The organism is Pseudomonas maioricensis (genome assembly GCF_022790535.1).
In the GTDB taxonomy this organism is placed as follows: domain Bacteria; phylum Pseudomonadota; class Gammaproteobacteria; order Pseudomonadales; family Pseudomonadaceae; genus Aquipseudomonas; species Aquipseudomonas maioricensis.
In genome coordinates this window covers 318315-342228 of sequence record NZ_LOHG01000002.1, presented here as the reverse complement: position 1 = coordinate 342228, position 23914 = coordinate 318315, and the positions used below count along the sequence as shown (strand labels likewise).

Sequence of the window (23914 nt, the reverse complement as noted above, 5' to 3'; positions counted from 1 at the left end):
CTCCCACAGGGATTACGCTGTATGTGGGAGCCGGGCTTGGTCTGGGCGGCATTCCGACGAAGAACGGTTATGCGGTGTGCCAGACGGACCGAGGCGCCTGCATCGCGGGCAAGCCTCGCTCCCACAGGGATCACCCTGTCTGTGGGAGCTGGGCTTGCCAGCGATGAACGGTAACGTGGTGTGTCAGACGGGCCGAGGCGCCTGCATCCCGAGCAAGCTCGGCTCCTACAGGGATTACGCTGTCTGTGGGAGCTGGGCTTGGTCTGCGCGGCATTCCGACGAAGTACGGTAACGTGGTGTGCCAGACGGACCGCTCGGAGAATTTCCGCAGGCCAGGAACTTACGCCTCGAAATGCCGGTCAGAGAACTCGATTGGCTGAGAAGCCAGTCATGCTCCTAGTTGTGTTAAGTGTTGGCAGATATCCGGCTTCCCTCCCTGGAAGTCTGGAACTTGAACCCCGAACTTCCCCTCCCCCATATGAAGTCCGGGGTTTTTTTTGCCTGCGATTTACTCGGCCGGTGCCTTGTCTTCCAGCTCCATCCAGCCTGCCAGCACGGTGTAGGCCTCTTCCAGGCCCATGCGTTTTGGCGCAGAGAACAACTGGATAGTCACTGCGTCGCCCCAACCCTTGCGGATTTCCGACTGGACCTTGAGCAGCGTGTTCTTGGCTGCGCCGTAAGTCAGCTTGTCGGCCTTGGTCAGCAAAATATGCATTGGCATATGGCTGGCAATCGACCAGTCCAGCATCAGGGTATCGAAGTCGGTCATCGGGTGACGGATATCCATCATCAGAATCAGACCTTTCAGGCTTTCCCGGCTGCCCAGATAAGCCTCAAGGTGACGCTGCCAGTGCAGTTTCAGCGGGATGGGTACCTTGGCGTAGCCGTAACCCGGCAGGTCGACCAGGCGCCGCTCATCGTCCAGTTTGAAGAAGTTCAGCAGTTGCGTACGACCTGGCGTCTTCGATGTACGGGCCAGGCTGGCGTGCGTCAGGGTGTTCAGCGCGCTCGACTTGCCTGCGTTGGAGCGCCCTGCGAAGGCCACTTCAAAGCCTTCGTCGTCCGGGCACTGGTCGACTTTGGCAGCGCTGAGCATGAAGGTTGCCTGTTGGCACAAGCCGAGAATGGGGTTCTTGAGTTGCATGTGATTTCCGGTAAGAGCGGTGCCTGCAAGGGGTGCGGCAAGAGGTGTCGTTTCCGTTTCAGTGAGGCCAGTATATAATTACCGCAGATTTTGTGTGTGCTTTGTCCCGGTCACGGGAAGCTACATCAGCCAAGCGAGAACTATAAGCGCATTAGAACGCAGTCCGCTTTTAACCTGAAAGGGTTGCTGAGTATGAAGGCTTTGGAGCCGCCTGTGTTCAGGAGTTCAAAGCGATGCCGTTGCGTGGATTGTGCAGGGACCGCAATAGCGGGGATTCGTGAACCTTCGTCCGTCTGGATGAGCGAGTCCACCTCTATATAACTATTCACCTTTAGCCGATTTGGATTTCCTGATGAACAAAATTTGCGTGAGTCTGCTGTTGATCCTGGGCATCTGCGGCATGGCTCAGGCGGCTGAGACCGTAGTCGGCGATGCGGCTGCCGGTCAGGCCAAAACCGCTGTGTGTGGCGCTTGTCATGGTCCTGACGGTAACAGCCTGGCGCCGAACTTCCCCAAACTGGCAGGCCAGGGGGAGCGCTATCTGCTCAAGCAACTCAATGAAATCAAGGACGGCAAACGCGTCGTGCTGGAAATGACTGGCTTGCTGGCCAACCTCAATGAGCAGGATCTGAACGACATCGCTGCGTATTACGCCGGCCAGAAAGGTAGTGTCGGGGCCGCTGACGAGAAGCTTGTTGCTCGCGGTGAGGCGCTATTTCGAGGCGGGAAGCTGAATGAGGGCATGCCTGCCTGTACAGGCTGCCATTCTCCTAACGGTGTCGGTAACGCGGCAGCGGGTTTCCCGCACTTGGGCGGCCAGCATGCGGATTACATCAAGAAGCAGTTGGTAGCTTTCCGCGAAGGTGATCGCACCAATGACGGCGACACCATGGTCATGCGCTCGATTGCTGCCAAGCTGAGCAACAAGGATATCGAGGCGCTGTCGCAGTACATTCAGGGGCTGCATTAATAGGGTTGGCGGACGCTAATGCTGTGGCACCCAGGATTTGAGCCAGACGCTGATCCTGTGGGAGCCGAGCTTGCTCGCGATAAACGATAACGCGGTATGTCTTCCGGGCGCGTCGCATGCATCGCCTGCAACGTCACCGCGCAACTCCAGACACACCCCGTTACCGTTCTTCGCGGGCAGGCCCGGCTCCAACAGCTTTTCAACTTAAAAAGGGTAGCTTCGGCTACCCTTTTTTGTTCGTGCCAGCGTTACACTAGCGAACTCGCGCCTTGCCGACCGATCGAAGTCCGGTCGTTTGAAGGCGACTCAAATCAGCCTCAGGAGTAAAGCATGCGTAATCTGATCCTCAGCGCCGCACTGGTTGCCGCCAGTCTTTTCGGTGTTACGGCACAAGCTGCCGAACCAATCGAAGCCGGTAAACAGTACACCGAGCTGAGCAGCGCCGTTCCTGTTTCCGAGCCTGGCAAAATCGAAGTTGTGGAAATGTTCTGGTACGGCTGCCCGCACTGCTACGCTTTCGAGCCGACCATCAACCCGTGGGTTGAAAAGCTGCCAGCTGACGTTCATTTCGTCCGCATCCCTGCCATGTTCGGCGGCCCTTGGGACGCACACGGTCAACTGTTCATCACCCTGGATATTCTGGGCGTAGAGCACAAGGTTCACGCAGCAGTCTTTGATGCTATTCAGAAGGGTGGCAAGCGTCTGACCGACAAGAATGACATGGCTGATTTCGTCGCCACTCAAGGTGTCGACAAGACCAAGTTCCTCGAGACTTTCGACTCGTTCGCTGTGAAGGGCAAGATCGCCCAGTACAAGGAACTGGCCAAGAAGTATGAAATCACTGGCGTACCGACCATGATCGTCAACGGTAAATACCGTTTCGATCTGGGTTCTGCCGGTGGTCCAGAGCAAACCCTGCAAGTGGCTGATCAACTTATCGCCAAAGAGCGAGCGGCTGCAGCCAAGTAAGCAGCGCCTGCCATGCTGCGCAGGAAAGAGGTAAGAAGCGTTGGCCTGCATGATCCGCGGGTCAACGAACATCACCTGCAAGCAAGCGGTCTGCCGGCTGATGGTCGGCTTCGCTTGCTTAGCTTCAACATTCAGGTCGGTATCAGCACCGGCCGCTATGGCCATTACGTCACGCGCAGCTGGCAACATTTGCTGCCGCACGTGGGGCGAGCCGGTAACCTGCGCAAGATAGGTGACTTGCTGGGTGATTTCGATCTGGTTGCCTTGCAAGAGGCCGATGGCGGCAGCTTGCGCTCAGGCTACGTCAACCAGGTGGAACACCTTGCTCAGTTGGGTGCCTTCCCGTACTGGTATCAGCAACTCAATCGCAACCTTGGTCGTTTTGGTCAGCACAGCAATGGTGTGCTGAGCCGCCTGCGGCCGTGGGCTATCGAGGATCATCCGCTGCCGGGGCCAAGTGGGCGCGGCGCGATTCTGCTTCGTTTCGGCGAGGGTGAGGATGCGCTCGTCGTGGTGATGATGCACCTGGCCCTTGGCGCACGGACCAGGACGCGGCAACTGGCGTACATCCGTGAATTGATCGGTGGTTATCGCCATCAGGTGCTGATGGGCGACATGAATACCCACGCCCTGGATCTGCTGGAAAACTCGCCCCTGCGCGACCTGGGTTTGCTGGCTCCACAGGTCGAAGCCACTTTCCCAAGCTGGCGACCGCAACGCTGCCTTGATCATATCCTGCTCAGTCCTACACTCACCCTGGAGCGGGTTCAGGTATTGGCTCAGCCTATTTCCGATCACCTGCCTGTTGCAGTAGAGATCCGCCTGCCTGCTTCATTAAGTGGCGACTCGCTGCCTGCCCTCAGTCATCCCGGACCTCCTGCATGAGTGACGAAGCCGAACGCTGGCGAGAGAAATACCTCAAAGGCATCGAGCAACAAGACAAGCTTGAAAAACGCTGGAACGCCCGTCTCGACTTGCTGCGCCGGGGTCTGGTGCGCAGCAGTCTGGCGGCAGAAGGCTCGGACCGGGCGGTTGACCAATGCATGAAGGAAATGCGTGAAATCGTCCGTAAAGACGACATGGACGCAGGCCTTGCTGCACTGATTCCCAAGCTGGAAAAAGCCGTGCTGGACTCAGAGCAGCGCCGCGAAGAGCGCGCTGCCCAAGTCAGCAGTGCATTGGTGTCGCTGGTGACGCAGTTGCAGTCTCTGCAATTGCCCAAAGACGTGCGCAAGCCACTGAAGCGTTTCGCCAAGGACCTTGAAGAGCGCGCCTCGCAGGCTCGGGAACTGCCCCTTCTGTTGGGCGAGCTTAGCGGTTTGCAGGGGCAGGCACTGACTGTGATAGAACGGCCAGAAGAGCCGCACCGGCCGGGATTATTGCAGCGCTTGTTTGGCGGGCATGAAACAGGCGATTCAGCCGCTAAAGAGGCTGAAGGACCTGCGGCCGTTGATGAGCCTGGGATCGACGCCAAAGCCGATCGCGCGCCCGACGCAGCGGAGAATGATGAGTGGGACGAGCCTGCCGACGCTCAACAACCAGCAGGCGCAACCGATAATCCGCCGGTAGCCGCAGTGAAGGCTCCGTTGGAGGCATCGCCGCCTGCGCCTTCTGCTCCGCCACCGCAAGCCCCGCTGCCGGACGTGCAGACCCCGGCGGTCCAAACCGTCGCAGTTGCCGTGGCTGAGGTGGACGCTCAACCCGTACCTGTTCCTGTTGAATCAGCGCCTGTCGAACCCAAGACCGCTCCTGCGCCCGAAGCTCTACCGATTCAGGATCTGCTGACGCCGACTCCGGCGGTGCCCTATGAGTATGTTCCGGAGCCAGTAGCTGCTGTCACCGATGAAGAAGCGGTGCCTGAGGAGGCAGAAGGCGATGGAGAGGATTCCGCGTATGCATTGCCAAGTTCTCCCGAGCCCAGCTACAGCTCGGTAGCGGCTCATATCGAGGACACTCTGCTGGGGCTCCTCAACGATCTGACCTTGCCAGAGCATCATCGCCCACAGGCCGAGGCGATGCGTCAGCGTCTCGAACATGGTCTGAACTGGTACGAATTGCTGCCTATTCTCGACGATCTTGCAGTCTTGATGCTCGCTATCACTGACAGCGGCCAGCATGAGTTCGAGATTTATCTAAAGCAGTTGAATGAGAGACTGGAATCATTTCAGAGCAATCTCCAGGCAGCCAGCGAGGATTACGTTGACCAGCAGACAGCCTCGCGCGAGCTGAACAACGAGCTACGTCTTCAGGTGGATGGATTGCAAAGCAGTGTTCAGGACGCAGCTGACTTGCCCAGCCTGAAAAAGATTCTCGAAAGCCGGCTGGAAGGTCTGCTGGGGACTATGGATCAGCATCAGAAGACTCGTGATGAACGAGAGCAGGATGTGGCGGCCCGTCTGCAAAGTCTGGCCAGCCGGGTCGCGACCATGGAACAGGAAGCGCTGGGTTTCAGGGCCAATCTGGAAGAGCAGCGGCAAAAGGCGTTGATTGATCCTTTGACTGGTTTACCCAACCGGGCAGCCTGGGAAGAGCGTCTCGGGCACGAACTGGCCGTTTGGCAAAAGAACAAAACCAGCCTGCTGGTCTGCATTCTGGATCTGGATCACTTCAAGCGCATTAACGACGGGTACGGGCATCTGGCCGGTGATAGGGTCCTCAAAATAGTTGCCAAGGTACTGAAGAAGCAGCTGCGTACCACTGATTTCATCGCCCGCTTTGGTGGGGAGGAGTTTGTAATTCTGCTACCGGCCACTCAAGTGACGGCGGGTCTGGCTTTACTGGAACAGCTACGGGGCGCTGTTGAGCAGTGCCCGTTCCATTTTAAGAGCGAGCCAGTAACGATCACCGTTTCCAGCGGCGTGACCGCGCTACGTCCCGGAGAGCGAAGCGACGTTGCGCTCAAACGCGCAGATCAGGCCCTGTACCGCGCCAAGGAAAACGGCCGGAACCGGGTCGAGCAAGGTTGAGCGAGGACTTGATTGCAATGAACGATTCCCCGACAGTGCGTTATGCTCCCTCCTTTACTGTCCATGTGTTCAGGTTTTCATGAAGCTGTTTTTATCTGCCCTGCTGCTCATTACGTTAACGGCCTGCACCAGCGGGCCGCGGCTCGATACCAGCCACCCTTCGGTGAATTACGACAATCGTATCCAGTTTGTTGTGGTCCACTACACCTCCGCGACGCTGGAGCGCTCCCTTGAGTTGCTGACCCATGGTGAGGTCAGTGCGCATTATCTGATTGGCGACATCCCGCCGACCGTCTACAAGCTGGTCGACGAGAACGCCCGCGCCTGGCATGCGGGCGAAAGCGAATGGGACGGGCGCACCTGGTTGAACTCTGCCTCGATTGGCATTGAAATCGTCAATCCGGGGTACCGCGACACGCCCACTGGCAGGCTATGGTTTCCCTACACTGAAGGTCAGATTCAGGCGCTGATCGTGCTGCTCAAGGACATCGTCAAACGCAACCACATCGACCCGCGCCACATCATCGGTCACAGTGACATTGCTCCAGCGCGCAAGCTAGATCCGGGGCCGCTGTTTCCCTGGAAGCGGCTGGCGCAAGAAGGCTTGGGTGTGTGGCCGGATGAGCGACTGGTTGCGGAACAGCAGGCGTTGATGCTGGACACCGTGCCAGACATTGTCTGGTTCCAGCAGCAACTCGCCAAGGTGGGTTACTCGACGCCGCAAACCGGCGAGCTGGATGTTGCGACGCGGGACGTATTGGCGGCGTTCCAGATGCATTATCGGCCTGCGCGCTTTGACGGGCAGCCAGACGTTCAGAGCGCCGCGATTCTCAAGGTGCTTAACCGTCAGCGTTAATCCCACTAAATTGTTGCCGTAGCCCTAATCAAACGGGCTATTTCCGCGCTTGTTGCTATACCTACAGGGATCCCTGCGGATAACAACCTGATGCGCGACACGGCAACACCCTTTCGCTTGACCTTCTATCGTCCTTGGCTGATGGCTTTGCTCGCCGCCTTGATAAGTGCGGCTGTGCTGTTGGCGGGCAGCTTTGCCTTGGCTGTGCATCAGGCGCGACAGAACGAAAGCGAGCAGATGAATGCTCAGGGTGGGCGTTTTCTGGTGCGTATGGAGCAACTGTTTGGTCAGTTGCGTACCGGGCTCGATCAGTTGGAGGCCCAGCCTCTGCGTCGGTGCAGTCCGGAGATGGTGGAGCGCCTGCGTCAGGTCACCTCCAGTTACCGGTTCATTTATGAAGCCGCTTTTGTTGGCGATATCAGGGGGTGCTCCAGTGGCGCACGCGATATCGCTCTCCCTCAGTTCCGGGAGCCGGACATTCGCGGCCCCACCTACGATTACTGGCTCAATACCGCGGCCCAGCCTGACGACAATCTTGCATCGCTGGTGCTGGGGCTGGGCGGCTTCAGAGTTTCAACCTCTCGGGGGCATCTGACCGACGTGGTGGATTTGCCTAGCGGTGGTAGCTTGCTGGTTGTGCTTAACCATGGTGCCAAGGCCGTCACGGTGCTGGGGCCGGATCAGTCCTGGCCGCCCAGTATCCCTTGGTCTGCGACCGGCACTGAGAAGCTGATGATCACCGACACCCGGTTGATCTATCGCATGCCAACTGAAAGCCCTGAATATCAGCTTGTGATGATTGCTCCGCGTGCCGGCCTTCAGGAGAAGGTAACCGGAGCCTGGTGGTTATTGGTTCCGGCCAGTTTGCTGGTTGCCTTGTGCATTGGAGGGTTGGTGCTGCAGCTGGTCCGTCAGCAGCAGTCGTTAGGGGGGGAGCTGAATGGCGCGTTGCGGCGCGACGAACTTAAAGTGCTCTATCAGCCCATTTTTGATCTGGGTACGCGACTCTGTGTGGGCGCCGAGGCCCTGGTGCGCTGGCGCAGGCCTGACGGTACGCTGACCAGTCCGGATCTGTTCATCCCCTTGGCAGAAAATACCGGCCAGATCCGGCAGATCACTGATTTCGTTCTGCAGCAGTCGCTTGAGCAGTTAGGACCGCTGTTGCGTGCCAATCCGCAGCTGTACATCTCGGTTAACCTCGCAGCCTGCGACGTGATGGCGCCCCGCATCGGGCGGGTGACGGCCAAGCTGTTGGCGGTGCATAAAGTCTCCGCCCGGCAGGTTGCCTTTGAGGTGACCGAGCGTGGACTGATCGATGTTGTTATCGCGCGAAACCACCTGCAGGCCCTGCGCGACAAGGGGCACCCAGTGCTGATCGATGATTTCGGCACAGGCTATTGCAGCCTGGCTTACTTGCAGACCTTGCCGGTGGATTGTTTGAAGATCGACAAGGCGTTCATCGACGCCCTTGGTCACGACGCTGCCAGCAGTGGTGTGGCCCCCCACATCATTCGCATGGCCCATGCCCTTCAATTGCGGGTAATTGCTGAAGGTATCGAGTTCGAGTCTCAGGCCCGGCTACTGATGAGCGAAGGTGTGAAGTATGGGCAAGGCTGGTTATTCGCCAGGCCGCTAAGTGCTCAGAAATTCAGCGAGCTGGTCACTGGCGGACGTCGCAGTCAGGGGCGTCGGGCTGAGGATGTGGCGTAACGGTAAAGTGCATTTCCTGTAGGAGCGCGCTTGCCCGCGATTCCATCTGTCAGTCGATGAATATATCGCCAGTGATGACGCGATCGCGGGCAAGCGCGCTCCTACAGGCCCAGTGTTTGCTGCGCGGTGGTGCCGATCAACCCTACAACGGCAGCGCCATATAAAACTGGGTGCCCTGCCCTGGCCTGGAATAAACGCCCATACGGCCGCCGTGCAGCTGCACGATTTCCTTGCACAGCGCGAGACCTAGCCCGGCACCGCCTTTCTTGCGGCCGACCTGGACGAAAGGTTCGAATATCCGCCCTTGCTGGCCGTAGGCGATGCCTTCGCCATTGTCTTCCACGCTGATGATCACCCGCTCGCCATGGCGACGTGCTTGCAGGCGAATCAGGCCATTTTCAGGGGTGTGACGCAGTGCGTTATCCAGCAGGTTGTCCAGTACGCGTTCAAGCTGGGCGCGGTCTGCGTGCAGTCGGGGCAGTGGATCCTGCGTTTCAATCGACAAGACAATGTCTTGATCATGGGCTTTTGCGTCGAAGCGCTGTCGTGCCTGCTCCAGCATCTCTTCGATTGAGACGGGCGCAAGGGTGAGTTTCTGCAGGCCGTTCTGATAGCGGGAAAAATTAAGCAGGTCATTGATGAGTTGCATCAAGCGCTGCATTTCTTCGTTGACCGTATCAAGCAGGTCTGACTCCCGGGAATCCGCCGGGAATTTAGCGCGCTCGCGGAACAGACCGAACGCCATGTGCATGCCGGTGACTGGCGTGCGCAGCTCATGAGAGGCGCGTAGCACAAATTCGCTGCGAACCCGTTCAAAGGCTCGTTGCTCGGTCACATCGTGGAGCACCATCACCGCGCCTAGAATATGGCCCTTGCTGTGGCTGACCGGCGTCAGGCTGTAAGTCAGCAGTCGTGACTCGCCGTCCACCTCGATGGCAAGATCCTCCGGCGCGCGCTCTAGTGTGCCACCGCGCAGGGTCAGATAGAGCTGCTCATCCAGTTCGGGGCGCTGCAGCGCCTCGCCAAGCCCTTGACCCAGCTTTGGCTCGTCCCAGCCCAATTGGCGCTGGGCAACCGGATTGAGGTGCTCCAGGCGACCTTGGCGGTCAATCATCAGCAAGCCGTCATCGATGCAGTCCAGCACCGCTTGCAAGCGCTGTTGGCCTGCCAGAAGCTCGTCCACATTAGTGGCCTGATGCTGACGCAATGCTTCGGCCATGATCCCGAAACGTCGGGTCAGCAGATTCATTTCTGCTGCAGAAGAGATCGGCAGGGTTACTTCAAAGTTGCCCTTGCCAATATTATCCGCCGCCTTCGCCAGTGCCTCGATAGGTGCGCCGAAGCGACGAGCGATGCCATGGGCCGTGATGAATCCGATACACAAGACTGCAAGCCCCACCAGCCCGAGCAGGCCCGCAACCCATAACGCCCTTTCACGGGAATGCACTTCCACCTGGCTGATGTTATCCAGCGACTTGCGATGGGCAATCAGCAGGTTATTGCGCAGGTCGTTGAATGCTTCGGTCAGTTCCGAATTGTCACGCATCGCACGCGAGGACTGGCGAGACTCTTCATACGCATCAATAAATTTCTGATAGTCCACCCTGGCGGCGTGAAAACCGTTGTCGACGTTGTTGCGTTCGTCGTGCTCAACGCCTTGCTCCAGCAGAACCCGGAACTGGTCCTGAAGCTTGCTAAGTGGCTTGGGGTCAGGTGTTTCATTGAGCATCATGACCAACTGATCGCCCAGGTTTTGCCGAAGCTTCAGCCCGGTGTCCAGTGTCACGAAGTTCTGCTGGATCAGCGATTCCTGTGAGTTCGCCATCTGCATCACGCTGACGAGCCCAAGCATCAGCCCTAACAACGCTACCGTTATCAAGGCCGAGATGCTGAAGAACAGCCGCGTTCGCAACTTCATTGCCAGTTTCATGCCGCGTTAGTCATAGGTTGTACTGCTTGCGTTTGCGATAGAGCGTCGACGCATCGATGCCTAGCGTTTTGGCTGCCTGATCGAGTGTGTCGCTGGTAGCCAGCACCGCGCCGATATGGGCTTTTTCCAGCTCGTCCAGACTCAGCGCCGCACCGACTCGCGGGGCGTTGCTGGTGGGTTGCTCGGCCATACCCAAGTGGGCGATTTCGACCCGTTCCTGCGGGCAGATGATACTCGCGCGCTCGATCACGTTACGCAGCTCGCGAATATTGCCGGGCCAGCGATAGTTCAGCAGGGCAGCTTTGGCCTCGTCGCTGAAACCCCTTGCCGGGCGGGCGTAATCCTTGACGAAGCGTGCCAGGAATCTATCTGCCAGGGTCAGGATATCTTCGGTGCGCTCACGCAGGGCGGGCAGGTGCAGGGTGATGACGTTCAGGCGATACAGCAGATCCTCCCGGAAACGGCCATTGCGCACCATGTCTTCCAGATTCAGGTTGGTCGCCGCAAGAATGCGCACATCGGCCCGTCGAGTCACAGGGTCGCCGACGCGCTCGTATTCTTTATCTTGAATGAAACGTAGCAGTTTTGGCTGCAACGTGAGCGGAAAATCGCCGATCTCGTCGAGAAATAGCGTGCCGCCGTCGGCTTGGTTGACGCGTCCCAGCGTGCTTTCGCTCGCGCCGGTAAATGCCCCACGGCTGTGACCAAACAGCTCGCTTTCCATCAGCTCTGCAGTCAGCGACGGACAGTTGATAGTGACGCAGGATTTCTTGTTGCGCTTGCTCCAGCCATGAATGGCGCGGGCCAGCTCGCCCTTACCGGTACCTGACTCACCCAGAATGAGGATGTTAGCGTCGGTGGTCGCCACCTGGCGGGCGGTTTCCAGAATCGCCATCATCGAAGGGCTGTGGGAATCGAGGCCATCTTTAGGTTTGCGAATTTCACCTTCCAGCGCTTCCAGCCGCGCCGATAGCTGACGTACTTCCAGTTGCTTGGCCGTCGCCAGACGCAGCTGATCAGGGCTGCACGGCTTGACCAGATAATCGGCTGCACCGGCCTGAATCGCGTCGACTGCGGTATCTACCGCTGAGTGGGCAGTGACAATCACTACTCGCATCCACGGTGCCTGGACGCGCATTTGCGCCAGTACATCGAGTCCATTGTCTTCGCCTAGCCGCAAGTCCAGAAAGCACAGGTCGAAGACCTGGCGTTGCAGCAACGTTTCCGCTTGGGATGCGCTGTTGGCGGTGGCGACACTGTAGCCCTCATCTTCCAGGCAATAACGGAACGTGCGAAGGATCGCGGATTCGTCATCCACAAGCAGAATACGGCCCTGATTCTCAGTGGCTGCTTCCATTTTTCCTACGCTCCTTAATGAATTGTCTTGCGTTAGTGTCGGAATAATCGGGCAAGTTGCATGGTTGATTCTGATTGATTATGCGAGCTGCATGGTAGCTATCTGACTGAATTAGATGTAACTATTTGATTTGTAAGGATATTGAATTCAATAACTGCCTGGCACATCGCTTGCGGGTTTCTTTTGCTTTTCACGTTGAGTGATTTGCTCGAAACCCTTACATAGCGATAAGACGGAGAAGTGCCATGCACCCGCTGAAAAAGCTCGCTCTGGCCACAGCCACAATCACCGTGCTGGGCCTGAACCCTTTGATGGCCAGTGCCGCCCAAGGCGATTTGCCCAGCCAGCTTGCCGAAGCACGTCAGGAAGGTTCGATCTGGACCGCATTTGCACTCAATAAACACCTGAGCCCTTTCAAAATCGACGTAAGCGTTGAGCAGGGAACAGCGGTACTGAAGGGGAAGGTCGAAAATCAGGTTGATCGTGAGCTGGCCGAGCGAATTGCGCTGGATGTCAAAGGCATCGACAAGGTCGACAATCAGTTGCAAATCGACGGCAATGTCGCCGCGGAGCCTGGCGCCAAGGCCGGCATGGCGCAGCGCTTCGAAGACGCTACGCTGACCGCAACCGTGAAATCCAAACTGTTATGGAGCAGTGTCACGGAGGCGCTGAACATTGATGTGGACGCTAAAGACGGCGTAGTTACCCTCAAAGGTCGTGCGCAGAGCCCGGAAGCCAAAGAAGTCGCCGGTAGCCTGGCGACCAACACCGATGGCGTGGTCAGTGTGAATAACCTGATCAGTATCAGTGCCGCAGACTCCATTGCGTCACGCACCGATCCTCAGGCCAATAGTCCGGCTGAAGACATCAGCGATGTGTGGATCACCAGCAAGGTCAAATCCAGCCTTATCTATAGCCGCAACCTCGATGGCCTGAATATCAAGGTCGATACCAAAAGTGGGTTGGTCAGCCTCAACGGTATTGTCGCCAATTACGCCGAAAAAGAACTCGCAGTCGAGATCGCGCGGAATATTCGCGGCGTGAAAGGCGTCAATGCGGATGCCCTGAAAGTCATGACCCGGACAACAGGCTGATCAGCCTGCCAGGGAAGCTCGTGCATCCTGCACGACCCATGACGGGTGATCGTGCAGGATGCTAGCAGGTAATTTTGTTTTGTGTTTTTAAGTCGTTGATTTATATGAATATTATTGTTGTTGAAAAGCTGGCACGCAGGCTGCAATAACCTATTCATACAAGCCGTGACTAACCGGCAACAAGATCAAGTTTGACGCCCGGTGTGGCGTCAGGAGCAACCAGATGAACCGTCAGCGTCTTACTCAACTGCGTATTTCGCCTCAACACATTCAGCAGGGCCTGTTCGCCAGTCTTGCGCTGATGGTCACTCTGATTGCCGTTCAGCAGTTTCAGCAATGGGATAACTCCCGCGAAGCTGCACAGATCAAGCAGCCCTTCACCTACAGCCAGTCCTATTCCAACGCCAGCGCATCAATGGCTCGGGATACCTCGCTGAGCCTTACGCCTGTTGACCGCAAGGCCCCTGTAAGTGAAGTGCAGCACCAGCAAACCTGGGTTTTTTGACCCACAGCAGTAATAGCAGCATCCATTAAAAGCAGATAAGGAGAGTCATCATGTTGAGTTGGGCAATCACGTTTCTGATCATTGCCATTGTCGCCGCTGTACTTGGCTTCGGTGGTATCGCAGGCACCGCAACCGGTATCGCGAAGATCCTTTTCGTCGTATTCCTGGTTATGTTCGTGGTCTCGTTCTTCTTTGGCCGTCGCGGCCGAGGCTGAATATGCGCACGTCTCTGCACTCAATCGCAGCCGCCCTGTTAATGGGCGGTAGCGCGATGGCGATGGCTGCCAATGACGGTCAGGCTTGGGTCAATCAGTTACTGGGATCTGACCCTGAGTACCGATCCACTTGGACTTCAGTGATCAAAAAGGAGGAGCGATTGCCCGACTGGGTGATCAATCTGTCCGGCGCCAGCGAGCAGCAGATGACCGCTGTGCCTGAGGATGGCGAGAATTACCTTGTAGGTCCTTTGTGCGAAACCGCTGAAACCTGCAAGAGCCAGCGTCTGCTCGTTGCTTTTAGCCTCGACAAGGACAAAGCCTATGCGCTGCTGGTAGATGTGCCGGCTGGCCTGCCTTCGGACAAGTCGCCGACACGTCATGCAACCTATCGATACCTGGGTGAACCCGATGAGGGTATGCAGGGCATGCTTCAAGAGCAGCTTCGCAAAGACCCCAAATGGTATTGATGCAACGTATTCAAGAACAGAGAGCTTCCTTGTTCGGGATGCTCTTTCAGATGCGCGATTTGAAAAGAATCGCGCATGACCAGGGGGCCGGGACGCTTTGATTGTTCGGATCGGAGTGACCTAGGAGTACAGGGAGTACTCCCGACGAGGGCCGGGTCAGGAAGAACCGCGACGCAAGTCCATGATGGTGATCTCGAATCCTCGGGAATACATCGGCTGTCTTGCGTTGCGTTTTATCGTTTCAGCTCGCGTTACGCCGCCACACATCCGACATTTCATGTAAGAACTATCCTCTTTTCTCCCCCGCCATATTCTGTTTGATCCCTTGTGCTTAATTTTCTAGAGGGTCTCTAGAGGGCGAATTAGCCACCTTTTAGCCAATTCGCGGTACGTCCCTGTCGTTTTCAGGCATGTTTTTCGTCGCAAACATTATGCCGATTCGGTATGGGGTAGTCGTTTACGGCATTAGACGTTGCGACGATGCGTGGGAATAGTTGCGCCTTTTTTCGTCAGCTACAGAGCCGGATGCTCGCTTGCTGCACCTACTCGGGACAGCTCTGACCGGTAACCGATGACTGGATGCTGCTGTGGATCAGCGAATTCAGGCATGTGGGTCTAGAGATGTCCGAGCCACTTGAAAAAAGGTAACGACATGAAGAAGGCAAAGCTGAGCCTGGCCTGGCAGATCCTCATCGGTCTGACACTCGGGATTGCACTGGGTGCGCTACTTAACCATTTCAGTGCAGAGAAGGCCTGGTGGATCAGTAATATCCTTCAGCCTGCGGGCGATATCTTTATCCGCCTGATCAAGATGATCGTCGTGCCGATTGTGGTTGCCTCCCTGGTGGTCGGGATTGCGGGCGTTGGCGATGCCAAGAAGCTGGGCCGTATCGGCCTCAAGACTATCCTGTACTTTGAAGTGGTCACGACGATCGCCATTCTGGTCGGGCTGGTGCTGGCTAATGTGTTCCAGCCAGGTGCCGGCATCGACATGAGTACCCTGGGTACGGTCGATATTTCCAAGTACACCGCGACCACGGCTGAAGTGCAGCATGACCATGCATTCATCGCGACGATTCTCAACCTGATTCCGTCTAATATTTTCGCCGCTGTCGCCCGTGGCGACATGTTGCCGATCATCTTCTTCTCGGTGATGTTCGGTCTGGGTCTGGCCAGCCTTGACGCTGAAGTGCGGGATCCCGTCCTGAAGGTTTTCCAGGGCATCTCGGAAACCATGTTCAAGGTCACTCACATGATCATGAATTATGCCCCCATCGGTGTGTTTGCCTTGATCGCCGTGACCGTTGCCAACTTTGGCTTCACGTCCTTGCTGCCATTGGCCAAGCTGGTGATTCTGGTTTACGTGGCCATCGCGTTCTTCGCTTTCGTGGTGCTTGGGTTGATCGCCCGCCTGTTTGGTTTCTCGGTGATCAAGCTGATGCGCATCTTCAAGGATGAGCTGATCCTGGCTTACTCGACGGCGAGTTCTGAAACAGCGCTGCCGCGCGTGATCAGCAAGATGGAAGCCTATGGCGCACCGAAGGCTATTTGCAGCTTTGTGGTGCCGACCGGTTACTCGTTCAACCTCGATGGTTCGACCTTGTACCAAAGCATCGCGGCGATGTTCATTGCGCAGCTGTACGGCATTGATCTGTCTATCGGTCAGCAGTTGATGCTGGTCCTGACCCTGATGGTGACCTCCAAAGGTATTGCAGGCGTACCTGGCGTTTCCTTCGTGGTGTTGTTGGCGACGCTGGGCAGCGTGGGCATTCCGCTTGAAGGCCTGGCGTTCATTGCCGGTGTCGACCGGATCATGGATATGGCGCGCACTGCGCTGAACGTGATCGGCAACGCACTGGCCGTACTGGTCATCTCCCGTTGGGAAGGTATGTACGACGATGCCAAGGGCGAGCGCTACTGGAACTCCTTGCCGCACTGGCGCAGCAAGGAACCTGTTCCGGGTGCAGAGCCGATTCCGTCGAATAACGCATAAATGCTGGCGGCGGCGCCTGAATCGCGGGCAAGCCCTGCTGCCACAGGTGGGTTGTGGTCTCAAGCTCACGCAAGACCGGTAAGACCGAATTTATTCGGGAAGGCGGTACTCCAGGCAATTTATATGCTGTGGAGGTACTGGCCTCTTCGCGAATGAATTCGCGTTGTGGGAGCCGGGCTTGCCCGCGATAAGAGCAACGCGGTCAAACAGACAGGCTGCGGTGCCTGAATCGCGGGCAAGCTCTGCTCTCACAGGTTTCTTATTGTGCAAACAAACCCCGGCATGCCGGGGTTTGTTGTTTCTGTGACTGGCTCAGGCCTGAGCCATGGCGTCGTTGAGCGACTTTTCCAGCTGCGCTTTGTAGCGCAGGTACAGGATGGTCTGTCCGCGAGCCTCGTCCAGCAGCCCTGATAGGTCCAGGTCGGTGATGTAGCAGCGATAGTGCTCAGGCTCCGTACGTCGCTCAAGGATCTGTCGGGCTACGACGCTGAACAGCTGATCACCATGCTCCAGTTCGGAAAACTCATTGTTGTCGCAGTACAGCGTGACGCTGACCTGGCCGGGCGATGCTTCTTCGACGATCGCCTGCACGTCATAAAACGGCTTGCTCGGTGCGGTCGGCGCACTGCGCGACTCGATACGTCGGGCACGCCCTGCCCCGGACGGCAGCACTTGATAGTAAAGCGTTTCAAGAAATCCCGGTGCGCTGGAGTTGTCCACAGGCAGCATGGCGCTACGGCGATAAACCAGTGAATTGAAGAAGCGCTGCAGCGGCACCAGTAAGCTCAATTCATCGTGATAAGGAACGCGCTGATGCCAGAGCGCGTTGTGCTCATCAAGTGCGTAGAGGTCCGCTTCCGTCTCGTTGACCCGGTAAAACACCTGAATACATTCGGGCTGGCCGTGGGGCAGAATCAGCGCCAGGTCGTGATCACTCAGTGCGTGTGGGTCCAGGTGCAAGGGGCTGTAGCGCGGTAGCTCTTCACCTAAATATTCGAACAGACCCGAAAGGCTGTTGATCACCACGTGGGTCACCGGTTGAGCCGGGACCATTTCCAGCACGTGATACTGCTGTTGCACCTGAATCAGATAGCGATGGTTGAGGCTTGCGGCGTGCAGCAATTGCGCTGTCGCAACCAGCTCTTCAACGCGCTGGGCGATGGCGGGCGCCCGGTTGTGGCAGAAACAGCGCACTCGAACAGCAGGCTGCATCGCCCCCTCAGGTAGATTGCTCAGCAGCTCGCTGAGGCAATCGAGCAGCGCGTGGACGCCGTCATAGCGGCTGACAAGGATTTCATTCCAGCTATTAAGTGTGATCTGGTCCAGGGTCAGAACAAGGTTTTCCCGTACTCCGGCGTAGCTCAATGAGTCTGTACGCTCGGTGGTCATCAGGATGTTCAGGTCCCGGTGATGCCTGAGAGGATCAACGCCGACGTTTACCAGCAACAGAATCTCGCTCGGTACTGCGGGACTCAGCAGACGCTCTTCGCTGACGACCTCCAGCGGCACCGGGATTTGCTGTTGCAGCGCGCCCAGCAGATTGAACAGCTCAAACTCGCTCAGGTCGCTGCTGCCCGGATGCAGCGCAAGCCGTGTGGTGCTGTCGATCACGTTGTTGCGATGGCACCAGGTCAGCAGTTCAAGCAACTCGCGGCTGCGTTTTATCGGCGAGAAGTTAATCCACTCGTGGACACCCAGGCTGCCGTTGTACAGCGCCCATTGGGCTTTGCCCGGTTCGCGCTTGTTAGGCGATTGCACCAGTGTCAGGGTGTCTTCAGCCAGGTCAGGCGCGATACCCGGGTTGATGAATTCAACCTTGCCAGCCTTGCGTTCAAACGCCGCATACAGTCGGCGGCCGAGTACATTCAGGTCCCTGGCGGTTGCCGAGCTGGCCACGTTTTGCTGGCGAGCCAGCTGCGTCAGGAAGCGATAGCTGTAATTGAGTTCGTTGACCAGTGCACGACGCTCGTGGGCGACCTGGCGCACTTTCCATTGGCTGCGACTGTCGAGCAGCAGCAATTGGCGTTCGTCCCAGCCCCATTCCTGAGTCAGGCGTTCGAGCAATTGCCGTTGCCAGCCGGTATTGCGCAGACGCGTCGAGCCCGTCAGTTTTTTATTCACCTTGAGGTACAGGCTACGGCGTACCAGCTCCAGCCGCTCAAGCTCGCCGCGCTCGATCAGGTACTCCTCAATGCGCCGGTACACCACCATGTAGGGGTCAAGTTCATCCAGATCCACGCGGTTGGCAAACACCGCTTTCTTGAAGCGCAGGCTCAGGCAATGAACCTTCGGATGCTCACTGGCGTAAACCTCTGTCAGCAGCAGTTTGAGCACCGATTTGTAGGGCGACTCGATACCTTTGAATAACTGCCATAAACCGGCGCCGAGGAACTCGCCAGGCGGGATAACGGCCATATGACCCAGGTCGAGCACTTCGTCCTCGCGGATAAAGCGCTTCGACAGCAACGTATGGGTGTAATCGGCGTAGCGCTGTTCTTCGTAGCTCGGCACCAGCCACCACATCGGTGTGCGGCCTGCGAGCCAAATGGCGGTGCGGTAGAACTCATCCAGCAGCAAGTAATGTTGGGTCGTGCCGCAATTGTCGGAGCTGAGCTGGGTATCGCGCTCGCCCGCGACGAAGCGTTGCGGGTCAATCAGGAAAAAGTGGGCTTCAGCGCCCTGGCTGTCTGCCCATGCTTCCAGTGCCTGGCATTTCTTGCGCAGCTCGGCGATTTCATCGGGGCTCAGCTCAGAGTCATGGCAGACCCAGACATCCATGTCGCTTTCTTCAGCTTGCGCCAGAGTGCCCAGGCTGCCCATCAGGAACAAACCGTGAATAGGCTGTCGCGCATGGCCGCGCCGCGCTTTATACGAGAAAGACCGGGTCAGGCGCTGGGCTTCAGCCAATGCAAGGCTGGCGGGTTCGTAATGAGAAACGCCTGCGGGCGTGCTGCCGGACACATAGCCGGGCAACAACGGATGATTAACGTGGAAGAACAGCGGCAGCAAATTCAGTACGGTTTGCTGGCGAGTCGACAGACCCTCCATGGCACGCGCAAGCCGCCCGTTGTTCAGGGTCAGGAAACGGCTGCGGAGCTGGGAAAGCACCTTGCGGTCAATGCCTTCATCCAGGTCTGGACGGATTTCGGAGTTACGCGTCATTACAACTCAAACCGGCTGTCGGGCTCGAAAAGGGCAGCATTGAAGTGGTGAGCGAGACGGCGGGCAGGACGGCCTGAAACGTCAGTCTGTTTTTATTCTGGCGCCATTTTTTTATCGGCGCAGTTTTTCATAAATGAAGGGCCCGCTAAACCTTTTTCGGCTCGCGGACCCTCGCGGTGATCAAGCAGCTTGTTTGGCAACGTTGAGGATAGTCAGTAGTGACTGTGCGTGCTCGGCAGCTTCCAGCCCAAGGCTGGTCAGATAACCGCCATCAACCTGTGTGGTCAGGCCTTTTTCGAAGAGTCTTTGTGCGGCTGCTACAGCTGTCGGGGCGGCCACGTGATGGACTTTGAGTCCTTCAAGGGTATTGCCCAGATTGTAGAGTGCGAGGATTTCCAGTTCGGCAACCAGCTCAGGGGTATACGACATAGGTGCTCCAGACTTTTTCTAGTAAGACGCCTTACTGACTGGCGCGGCCCTGGAATCAACGTGTCTGTGCTGCGCTCGTCGGTTCTGGGTGACCGTTAAAGCCTGCTCGGCGTGGTAGCCCCGTCGTTCTAGTGGCAGCGAGGCATTTGCAGTGTAGACCTGGTCTGTGGATTTTGCCGAGCCCGATTTAGCGAGGGTTAGCCACCGGCCGTCAGTTGGCCGGTGCGCATGTCAGCTCATGCCTCTGGGGGCAGCTCAGGCAGGGCACGCAGCGCTGCTTCATACCATTCGGTGTTGAACGCGCGGTCTTCTTCAAGCAGCGCATCGATCTCCACCGCCAGAACATGGGCCATCAACTGCAGGATCTCTTCGCGCTCATAGCCAACCAGGGTCAGCTTGTTGAACGTGGCTTTCGCGGCGGGAGGATTGTCGCTTTCAATCTGATTTTCGATAGCTTGAACCAGGGTTGATTCGGCGAATTCTTCTTCATCGTTGTCGAGGGTGTCGGTCATGGGGTGCATCCTTGAGAATTTTTAGTCGGAGCGCATAAATGTGATGGTTAGCCACGGTTCCTGTGGGAGCGAGGCTTGCCCGCGATGAACGATGACACGGTATTACTTCAAACCGCGGCGTTCCGATCGCGAGCAAGCTCAGCTCCCACACAGGAGAAGTGATTAACGCGCAGCGAGCAACGCCTGGCCGCGAACTACTGCAGCTTTGACTTGCGCCGGAGCGGTGCCACCGATGTGATCGCGGGCGTTGACCGAGCCTTCAAGCGTCAGCACGGCAAACACGTCCTGCTCGATCTGATCGCTGAACTTGCGCAGTTCTTCCAGGCTCATTTCAGCCAGGTCCTTGCCGCTTTCGACGCCGTACTTCACCGCATGGCCGACGATTTCGTGGCAATCACGGAACGGCAGGCCACGACGTACCAGATAGTCCGCAAGGTCAGTCGCAGTGGAGAAACCGCGCAGCGCGGCTTCACGCATGATGGCGTGCTTTGGCTTGATCGCCGGGATCATGTCGGCAAACGCTCGCAGCGAGTCGCGCAGTGTGTCGGCAGCGTCGAACAGCGGTTCCTTGTCTTCCTGATTGTCCTTGTTGTAGGCCAGCGGTTGGCCTTTCATCAAGGTCAGCAGGCCCATCAAGGCGCCGAATACGCGGCCGCTTTTGCCACGGACCAGTTCTGGAACGTCAGGGTTTTTCTTCTGCGGCATGATTGAACTGCCGGTGCAGAAACGGTCTGGCAGATCGATGAACTGGAACTGAGCGCTGGTCCACAGCACCAGCTCTTCCGAGAAGCGCGACAAGTGCATCATCGCGATGCTGGCGGCCGAGCAGAACTCGATGGCGAAGTCACGATCCGAAACGCTGTCCAGCGAGTTGCCGCCGACGACATCGAAGCCCAACAGTTTGCAGGTCAGCTCGCGGTCGATTGGGTAAGTCGTGCCTGCCAACGCTGCGCTGCCCAACGGCATGCGGTTCAGACGCTTGCGGCAGTCGACCAGGCGCTCGTAATCGCGGCTGAGCATTTCAAACCACGCCAGCATATGGTGACCGAATGTTACCGGCTGTGCGGTCTGCAAGTGGGTGAAGCCCGGCATGATGGTTTCGGCTTCACGCTCTGCCTGACCTAGCAGGCCTTGTTGCAGACGGGTGATTTCCGAAAGGATCAGGTCGATTTCATCACGCAGCCACAGGCGTATGTCGGTAGCGACCTGATCGTTACGGCTGCGCCCTGTGTGCAGTTTTTTGCCGGTGATGCCGATGCGGTCGGTCAGACGCGCTTCGATGTTCATGTGCACGTCTTCCAGGTCAACGCGCCACTCGAAGCTGCCCGCTTCGATCTCGGCCTGGATAGTCTTCAGGCCGTCAATAATGGTGTCGCGCTCGGCATCGGTGAGGACGCCGACCTTGGCCAGCATCGTTGCGTGGGCAACCGAGCCCATGATGTCGTGGCGATAAAGGCGTTGGTCGAAGGTGACGGAGGCCGTGAAGCGCGCGACGAAGGCGTCGACGGGTTCACTGAAGCGGCCGCCCCAGGACTGGTTGGTCTTGTCGGTGCTCATGGATTCGCTCGTGATCTGCTGAAGAATGACATGCCCGCGTCTGCTCGCCGGACACACGCGATAATAACAGGTTGGCATTTTTTTATTCGCGGGCAGCTTGCCGCACGGACCGGCAGAGCCGAGACTGGGGTCATGCGAAAAAGCTTACCGAAACACCCCTCGCCGTCAGGGCCAGGCAAAGAATTCTTTCTTCCTGAGTTGTGCCTTCCGCAAGCGCTGTTGGTACTGGTTCTGCTCGCCGAATTATTAGTGCTGGTTCTGGTGCTGGTCGAACCGATGCGCCCGACTTTCGATTGGGTGCGGTTGGCGCTCATGTCGCTTTTTGTGCAATGGATCGTGCTGCTGTCGGCGGCCCTGTTGTGCGGGCTTCGGCCGTGGCTGGCGCGCTTGCCTGCAGGGCGTGCGGGCCTGTTCGGTTGTTTGCTGGTCGTGGCTATCACACTGCTCTGCACCGCGGTCACTGACGTCTGCCAGTTGACCGGCAGGGTGACGTTCGGGGTGATGGTTGAGCGCTATGTGCGCTACGGAGTGATTGCGCTGATCATGTCGGCACTCATGCTTCGCTATTTTTATCTGCAGAGTCAGTGGCGAAAGCAACAGCAAGGCGAGTTGCGCGCCCGTATTGAATCGCTGCAAGCGCGCATCCGTCCGCATTTTCTGTTCAATACCCTTAATAGCATCGCGAGCCTTGTGGCCTCCAACCCGGCGAAGGCCGAACAAGCCGTGCTCGATTTGTCGGACCTTTTTCGCGCAAGCCTTGCCAAACCCGGAAGCCTTGTTACCTGGCGCGATGAGCTGGAGTTGGCGAAACGATATTTATCAATTGAGCAATATCGTCTTGGTGAGCGTCTACAGTTGGACTGGGTGATCAGTGGAATTCCAGACGACCTTCCGATTCCCCAGCTAACCTTGCAGCCATTACTTGAAAACGCTTTGATTTACGGGATTGCACCTCGCGTCGAAGGAGGTGTCGTAAAGGTAGAAGCGGATTATGAAAGGGGAGAGTTCGTATTGTGTGTAAGCAACCCCTATGACGAAGTTGCCAATCGGCAGACTTCCAACGGCACTCAACAGGCCCTGGTAAACATCGGTGCTCGTCTTACGGCACTTTTTGGTCCGCACGCCAGTCTGAGCGTGGAGCGCCGTGACGGTCGTCACTTCACCTGTCTACGCTATCCTTGTGCGAGACTCACGCAGGAAGCCAGAGCTATATGAATGTCCTGATCGTTGATGACGAACCACTGGCCCGCGAACGGCTAAGCCGGATGGTCAGTGAAATTGAGGGTTACCGGGTTTTGGAACCCAGCGCGTCCAATGGCGAAGAAGCCCTGGCGCTGATTGAAAGTCACAAGCCGGATATCGTTTTGCTGGATATCCGCATGCCGGGCCTCGATGGCCTGCAAGTCGCTGCCAGATTGTGCGAGCGGGAAACTCCGCCTGCTGTGGTCTTTTGTACTGCGCACGACGAGTTTGCCCTTGAAGCCTTTCAGGTGAGCGCAGTCGGCTATCTGGTCAAACCAGTGCGGCCTGAACACCTGATTGATGCGTTGAGAAAGGCCGAGCGCCCAAACCGCGTGCAGTTGGCGGCCATGACGCGTCCTGCGGCTGAAAGTGGCAACGGCCCGCGTACACACATCAGTGCGCGGACACGCAAAGGCATCGAGTTGATCCCGTTGGATCACGTGATCTATTTCATCGCCGATCACAAGTACGTCACGTTGCGCCATGAAGGCGGTGAGGTCCTGCTGGATGAGCCTTTGAAGGCGCTGGAAGATGAGTTCGGCGATCGCTTTGTGCGTATCCACCGCAACGCGCTGGTTGCCCGTGAGCGTATCGAACGGCTGCAACGCACGCCTCTGGGGCATTTCCAGTTGTTCCTCAAAGGGCTGAATGGTGACGCACTGATCGTCAGCCGCCGACATGTGGCTGGCGTGCGCAAGATGATGCAGCAGTTGTAGGAGTGAGCTTGCTCGCGATAAGGTCGGAACGACCTTCATGCTATGGCAGGTTTTTTGTTGTCTTGCGCCTGCTTCGCAGTCGATCGCGAGCAAGCTCACTCCTACAGTTCTATAGAT

General features: G+C 57.4%; 20 protein-coding genes. 13 read left to right on the top strand and 7 right to left on the bottom strand.

The features are described from left to right. Window positions 1–508: 508 nt before the first annotated feature. The gene (yihA, locus tag AUC61_RS04195) at window positions 509–1144 is read right to left on the bottom strand and encodes a ribosome biogenesis GTP-binding protein YihA/YsxC (protein ID WP_122667273.1); all 636 of its coding nucleotides are present in this window, start codon (window positions 1142–1144) and stop codon (window positions 509–511) included. Window positions 1145–1496: 352 nt separating this feature from the next. Here yihA and AUC61_RS04190 point away from each other — a divergent pair, with 352 nt between their 5' ends. The 6 genes from AUC61_RS04190 (at window position 1497) to AUC61_RS04165 (ending at window position 8615) form a co-directional block, all read left to right on the top strand. Continuing rightward, window positions 1497–2114 (top strand): c-type cytochrome, encoded by a 618-nt coding sequence (locus AUC61_RS04190; RefSeq protein WP_243244590.1) that lies wholly within the window; start codon window positions 1497–1499, stop codon window positions 2112–2114. A gap of 330 nt (window positions 2115–2444) precedes the next feature. Next, complete coding sequence (locus AUC61_RS04185; RefSeq protein WP_122667275.1) at window positions 2445–3083, top strand: thiol:disulfide interchange protein DsbA/DsbL; 639 nt, start codon at window positions 2445–2447, stop codon at window positions 3081–3083. A gap of 12 nt (window positions 3084–3095) precedes the next feature. Then, entirely contained in the window at window positions 3096–3968 is an 873-nt protein-coding gene (locus tag AUC61_RS04180; RefSeq protein WP_243244589.1) for an endonuclease/exonuclease/phosphatase family protein, read from the top strand. Further along, window positions 3965–6049, top strand: a complete 2085-nt coding sequence (locus AUC61_RS04175; protein ID WP_243244587.1) for a GGDEF domain-containing protein — start codon at window positions 3965–3967, stop codon at window positions 6047–6049. The genes AUC61_RS04180 and AUC61_RS04175 overlap by 4 nt, the downstream gene beginning before the upstream one ends. 79 nt (window positions 6050–6128) lie before the next feature. After that, the gene (locus AUC61_RS04170) at window positions 6129–6905 is read left to right on the top strand and encodes an N-acetylmuramoyl-L-alanine amidase (protein WP_243244585.1); all 777 of its coding nucleotides are present in this window, start codon (window positions 6129–6131) and stop codon (window positions 6903–6905) included. Between the two features lie 90 nt (window positions 6906–6995). Then, entirely contained in the window at window positions 6996–8615 is a 1620-nt protein-coding gene (locus tag AUC61_RS04165) for an EAL domain-containing protein (protein WP_243244584.1), read from the top strand. A 142-nt stretch (window positions 8616–8757) separates the two neighbouring features. On the opposite strand, the gene AUC61_RS04160 is transcribed toward AUC61_RS04165, so the two are convergent. Beyond that, window positions 8758–10545, bottom strand: a complete 1788-nt coding sequence (locus tag AUC61_RS04160; RefSeq protein WP_243244583.1) for a KinB sensor domain-containing domain — start codon at window positions 10543–10545, stop codon at window positions 8758–8760. Between the two features lie 10 nt (window positions 10546–10555). Beyond that, window positions 10556–11902, bottom strand: coding sequence for a sigma-54-dependent response regulator transcription factor AlgB (gene algB / locus AUC61_RS04155; protein WP_122667281.1), 1347 nt, complete (start codon window positions 11900–11902; stop codon window positions 10556–10558). Window positions 11903–12147: 245 nt separating this feature from the next. On the opposite strand from algB, the gene AUC61_RS04150 reads away from it, so the two are divergent. The 5 genes from AUC61_RS04150 (at window position 12148) to gltP (ending at window position 16179) form a co-directional block, all read left to right on the top strand. After that, window positions 12148–12996 carry a BON domain-containing protein gene (locus AUC61_RS04150; RefSeq protein WP_243244582.1) on the top strand — a complete coding sequence of 283 codons (849 nt, stop codon included), beginning with the start codon at window positions 12148–12150 and terminating at the stop codon, window positions 12994–12996. Between the two features lie 223 nt (window positions 12997–13219). Then, entirely contained in the window at window positions 13220–13501 is a 282-nt protein-coding gene (locus tag AUC61_RS04145) for a hypothetical protein (protein ID WP_243244581.1), read from the top strand. Window positions 13502–13551: 50 nt separating this feature from the next. Next, entirely contained in the window at window positions 13552–13716 is a 165-nt protein-coding gene (locus AUC61_RS04140; protein WP_002555679.1) for a DUF1328 domain-containing protein, read from the top strand. A gap of 2 nt (window positions 13717–13718) precedes the next feature. Continuing rightward, the gene (locus tag AUC61_RS04135) at window positions 13719–14186 is read left to right on the top strand and encodes an inhibitor of vertebrate lysozyme family protein (RefSeq protein ID WP_243244580.1); all 468 of its coding nucleotides are present in this window, start codon (window positions 13719–13721) and stop codon (window positions 14184–14186) included. A 652-nt stretch (window positions 14187–14838) separates the two neighbouring features. Next, entirely contained in the window at window positions 14839–16179 is a 1341-nt protein-coding gene (gene gltP, locus AUC61_RS04130; protein WP_243244579.1) for a glutamate/aspartate:proton symporter GltP, read from the top strand. 312 nt (window positions 16180–16491) lie between these two features. Here the strand turns inward: gltP and AUC61_RS04125 are convergent, their stop codons facing one another. The 4 genes from AUC61_RS04125 to argH form a co-directional block, all read right to left on the bottom strand. Next, window positions 16492–19341 (bottom strand): class I adenylate cyclase, encoded by a 2850-nt coding sequence (locus AUC61_RS04125; protein WP_243244578.1) that lies wholly within the window; start codon window positions 19339–19341, stop codon window positions 16492–16494. A gap of 180 nt (window positions 19342–19521) precedes the next feature. Beyond that, a complete protein-coding gene (locus tag AUC61_RS04120) occupies window positions 19522–19770 on the bottom strand; it encodes a TIGR02647 family protein (RefSeq protein WP_122667287.1) in 249 nt (82 codons plus the stop codon). A gap of 236 nt (window positions 19771–20006) precedes the next feature. Next, entirely contained in the window at window positions 20007–20282 is a 276-nt protein-coding gene (locus AUC61_RS04115; protein WP_422764964.1) for a hypothetical protein, read from the bottom strand. 162 nt (window positions 20283–20444) lie between these two features. After that, complete coding sequence (gene argH, locus AUC61_RS04110) at window positions 20445–21839, bottom strand: argininosuccinate lyase (RefSeq protein WP_243244575.1); 1395 nt, start codon at window positions 21837–21839, stop codon at window positions 20445–20447. Between the two features lie 132 nt (window positions 21840–21971). Here argH and AUC61_RS04105 point away from each other — a divergent pair, with 132 nt between their 5' ends. After that, window positions 21972–23054 carry a sensor histidine kinase gene (locus AUC61_RS04105; protein ID WP_243244786.1) on the top strand — a complete coding sequence of 361 codons (1083 nt, stop codon included), beginning with the start codon at window positions 21972–21974 and terminating at the stop codon, window positions 23052–23054. After that, on the top strand, window positions 23051–23797 hold the full coding sequence (locus tag AUC61_RS04100) for a LytR/AlgR family response regulator transcription factor (protein WP_122667291.1): 747 nt from the start codon (window positions 23051–23053) through the stop codon (window positions 23795–23797). The genes AUC61_RS04105 and AUC61_RS04100 overlap by 4 nt, the downstream gene beginning before the upstream one ends. The last annotated feature ends 117 nt before the right edge of the window (window positions 23798–23914 follow it).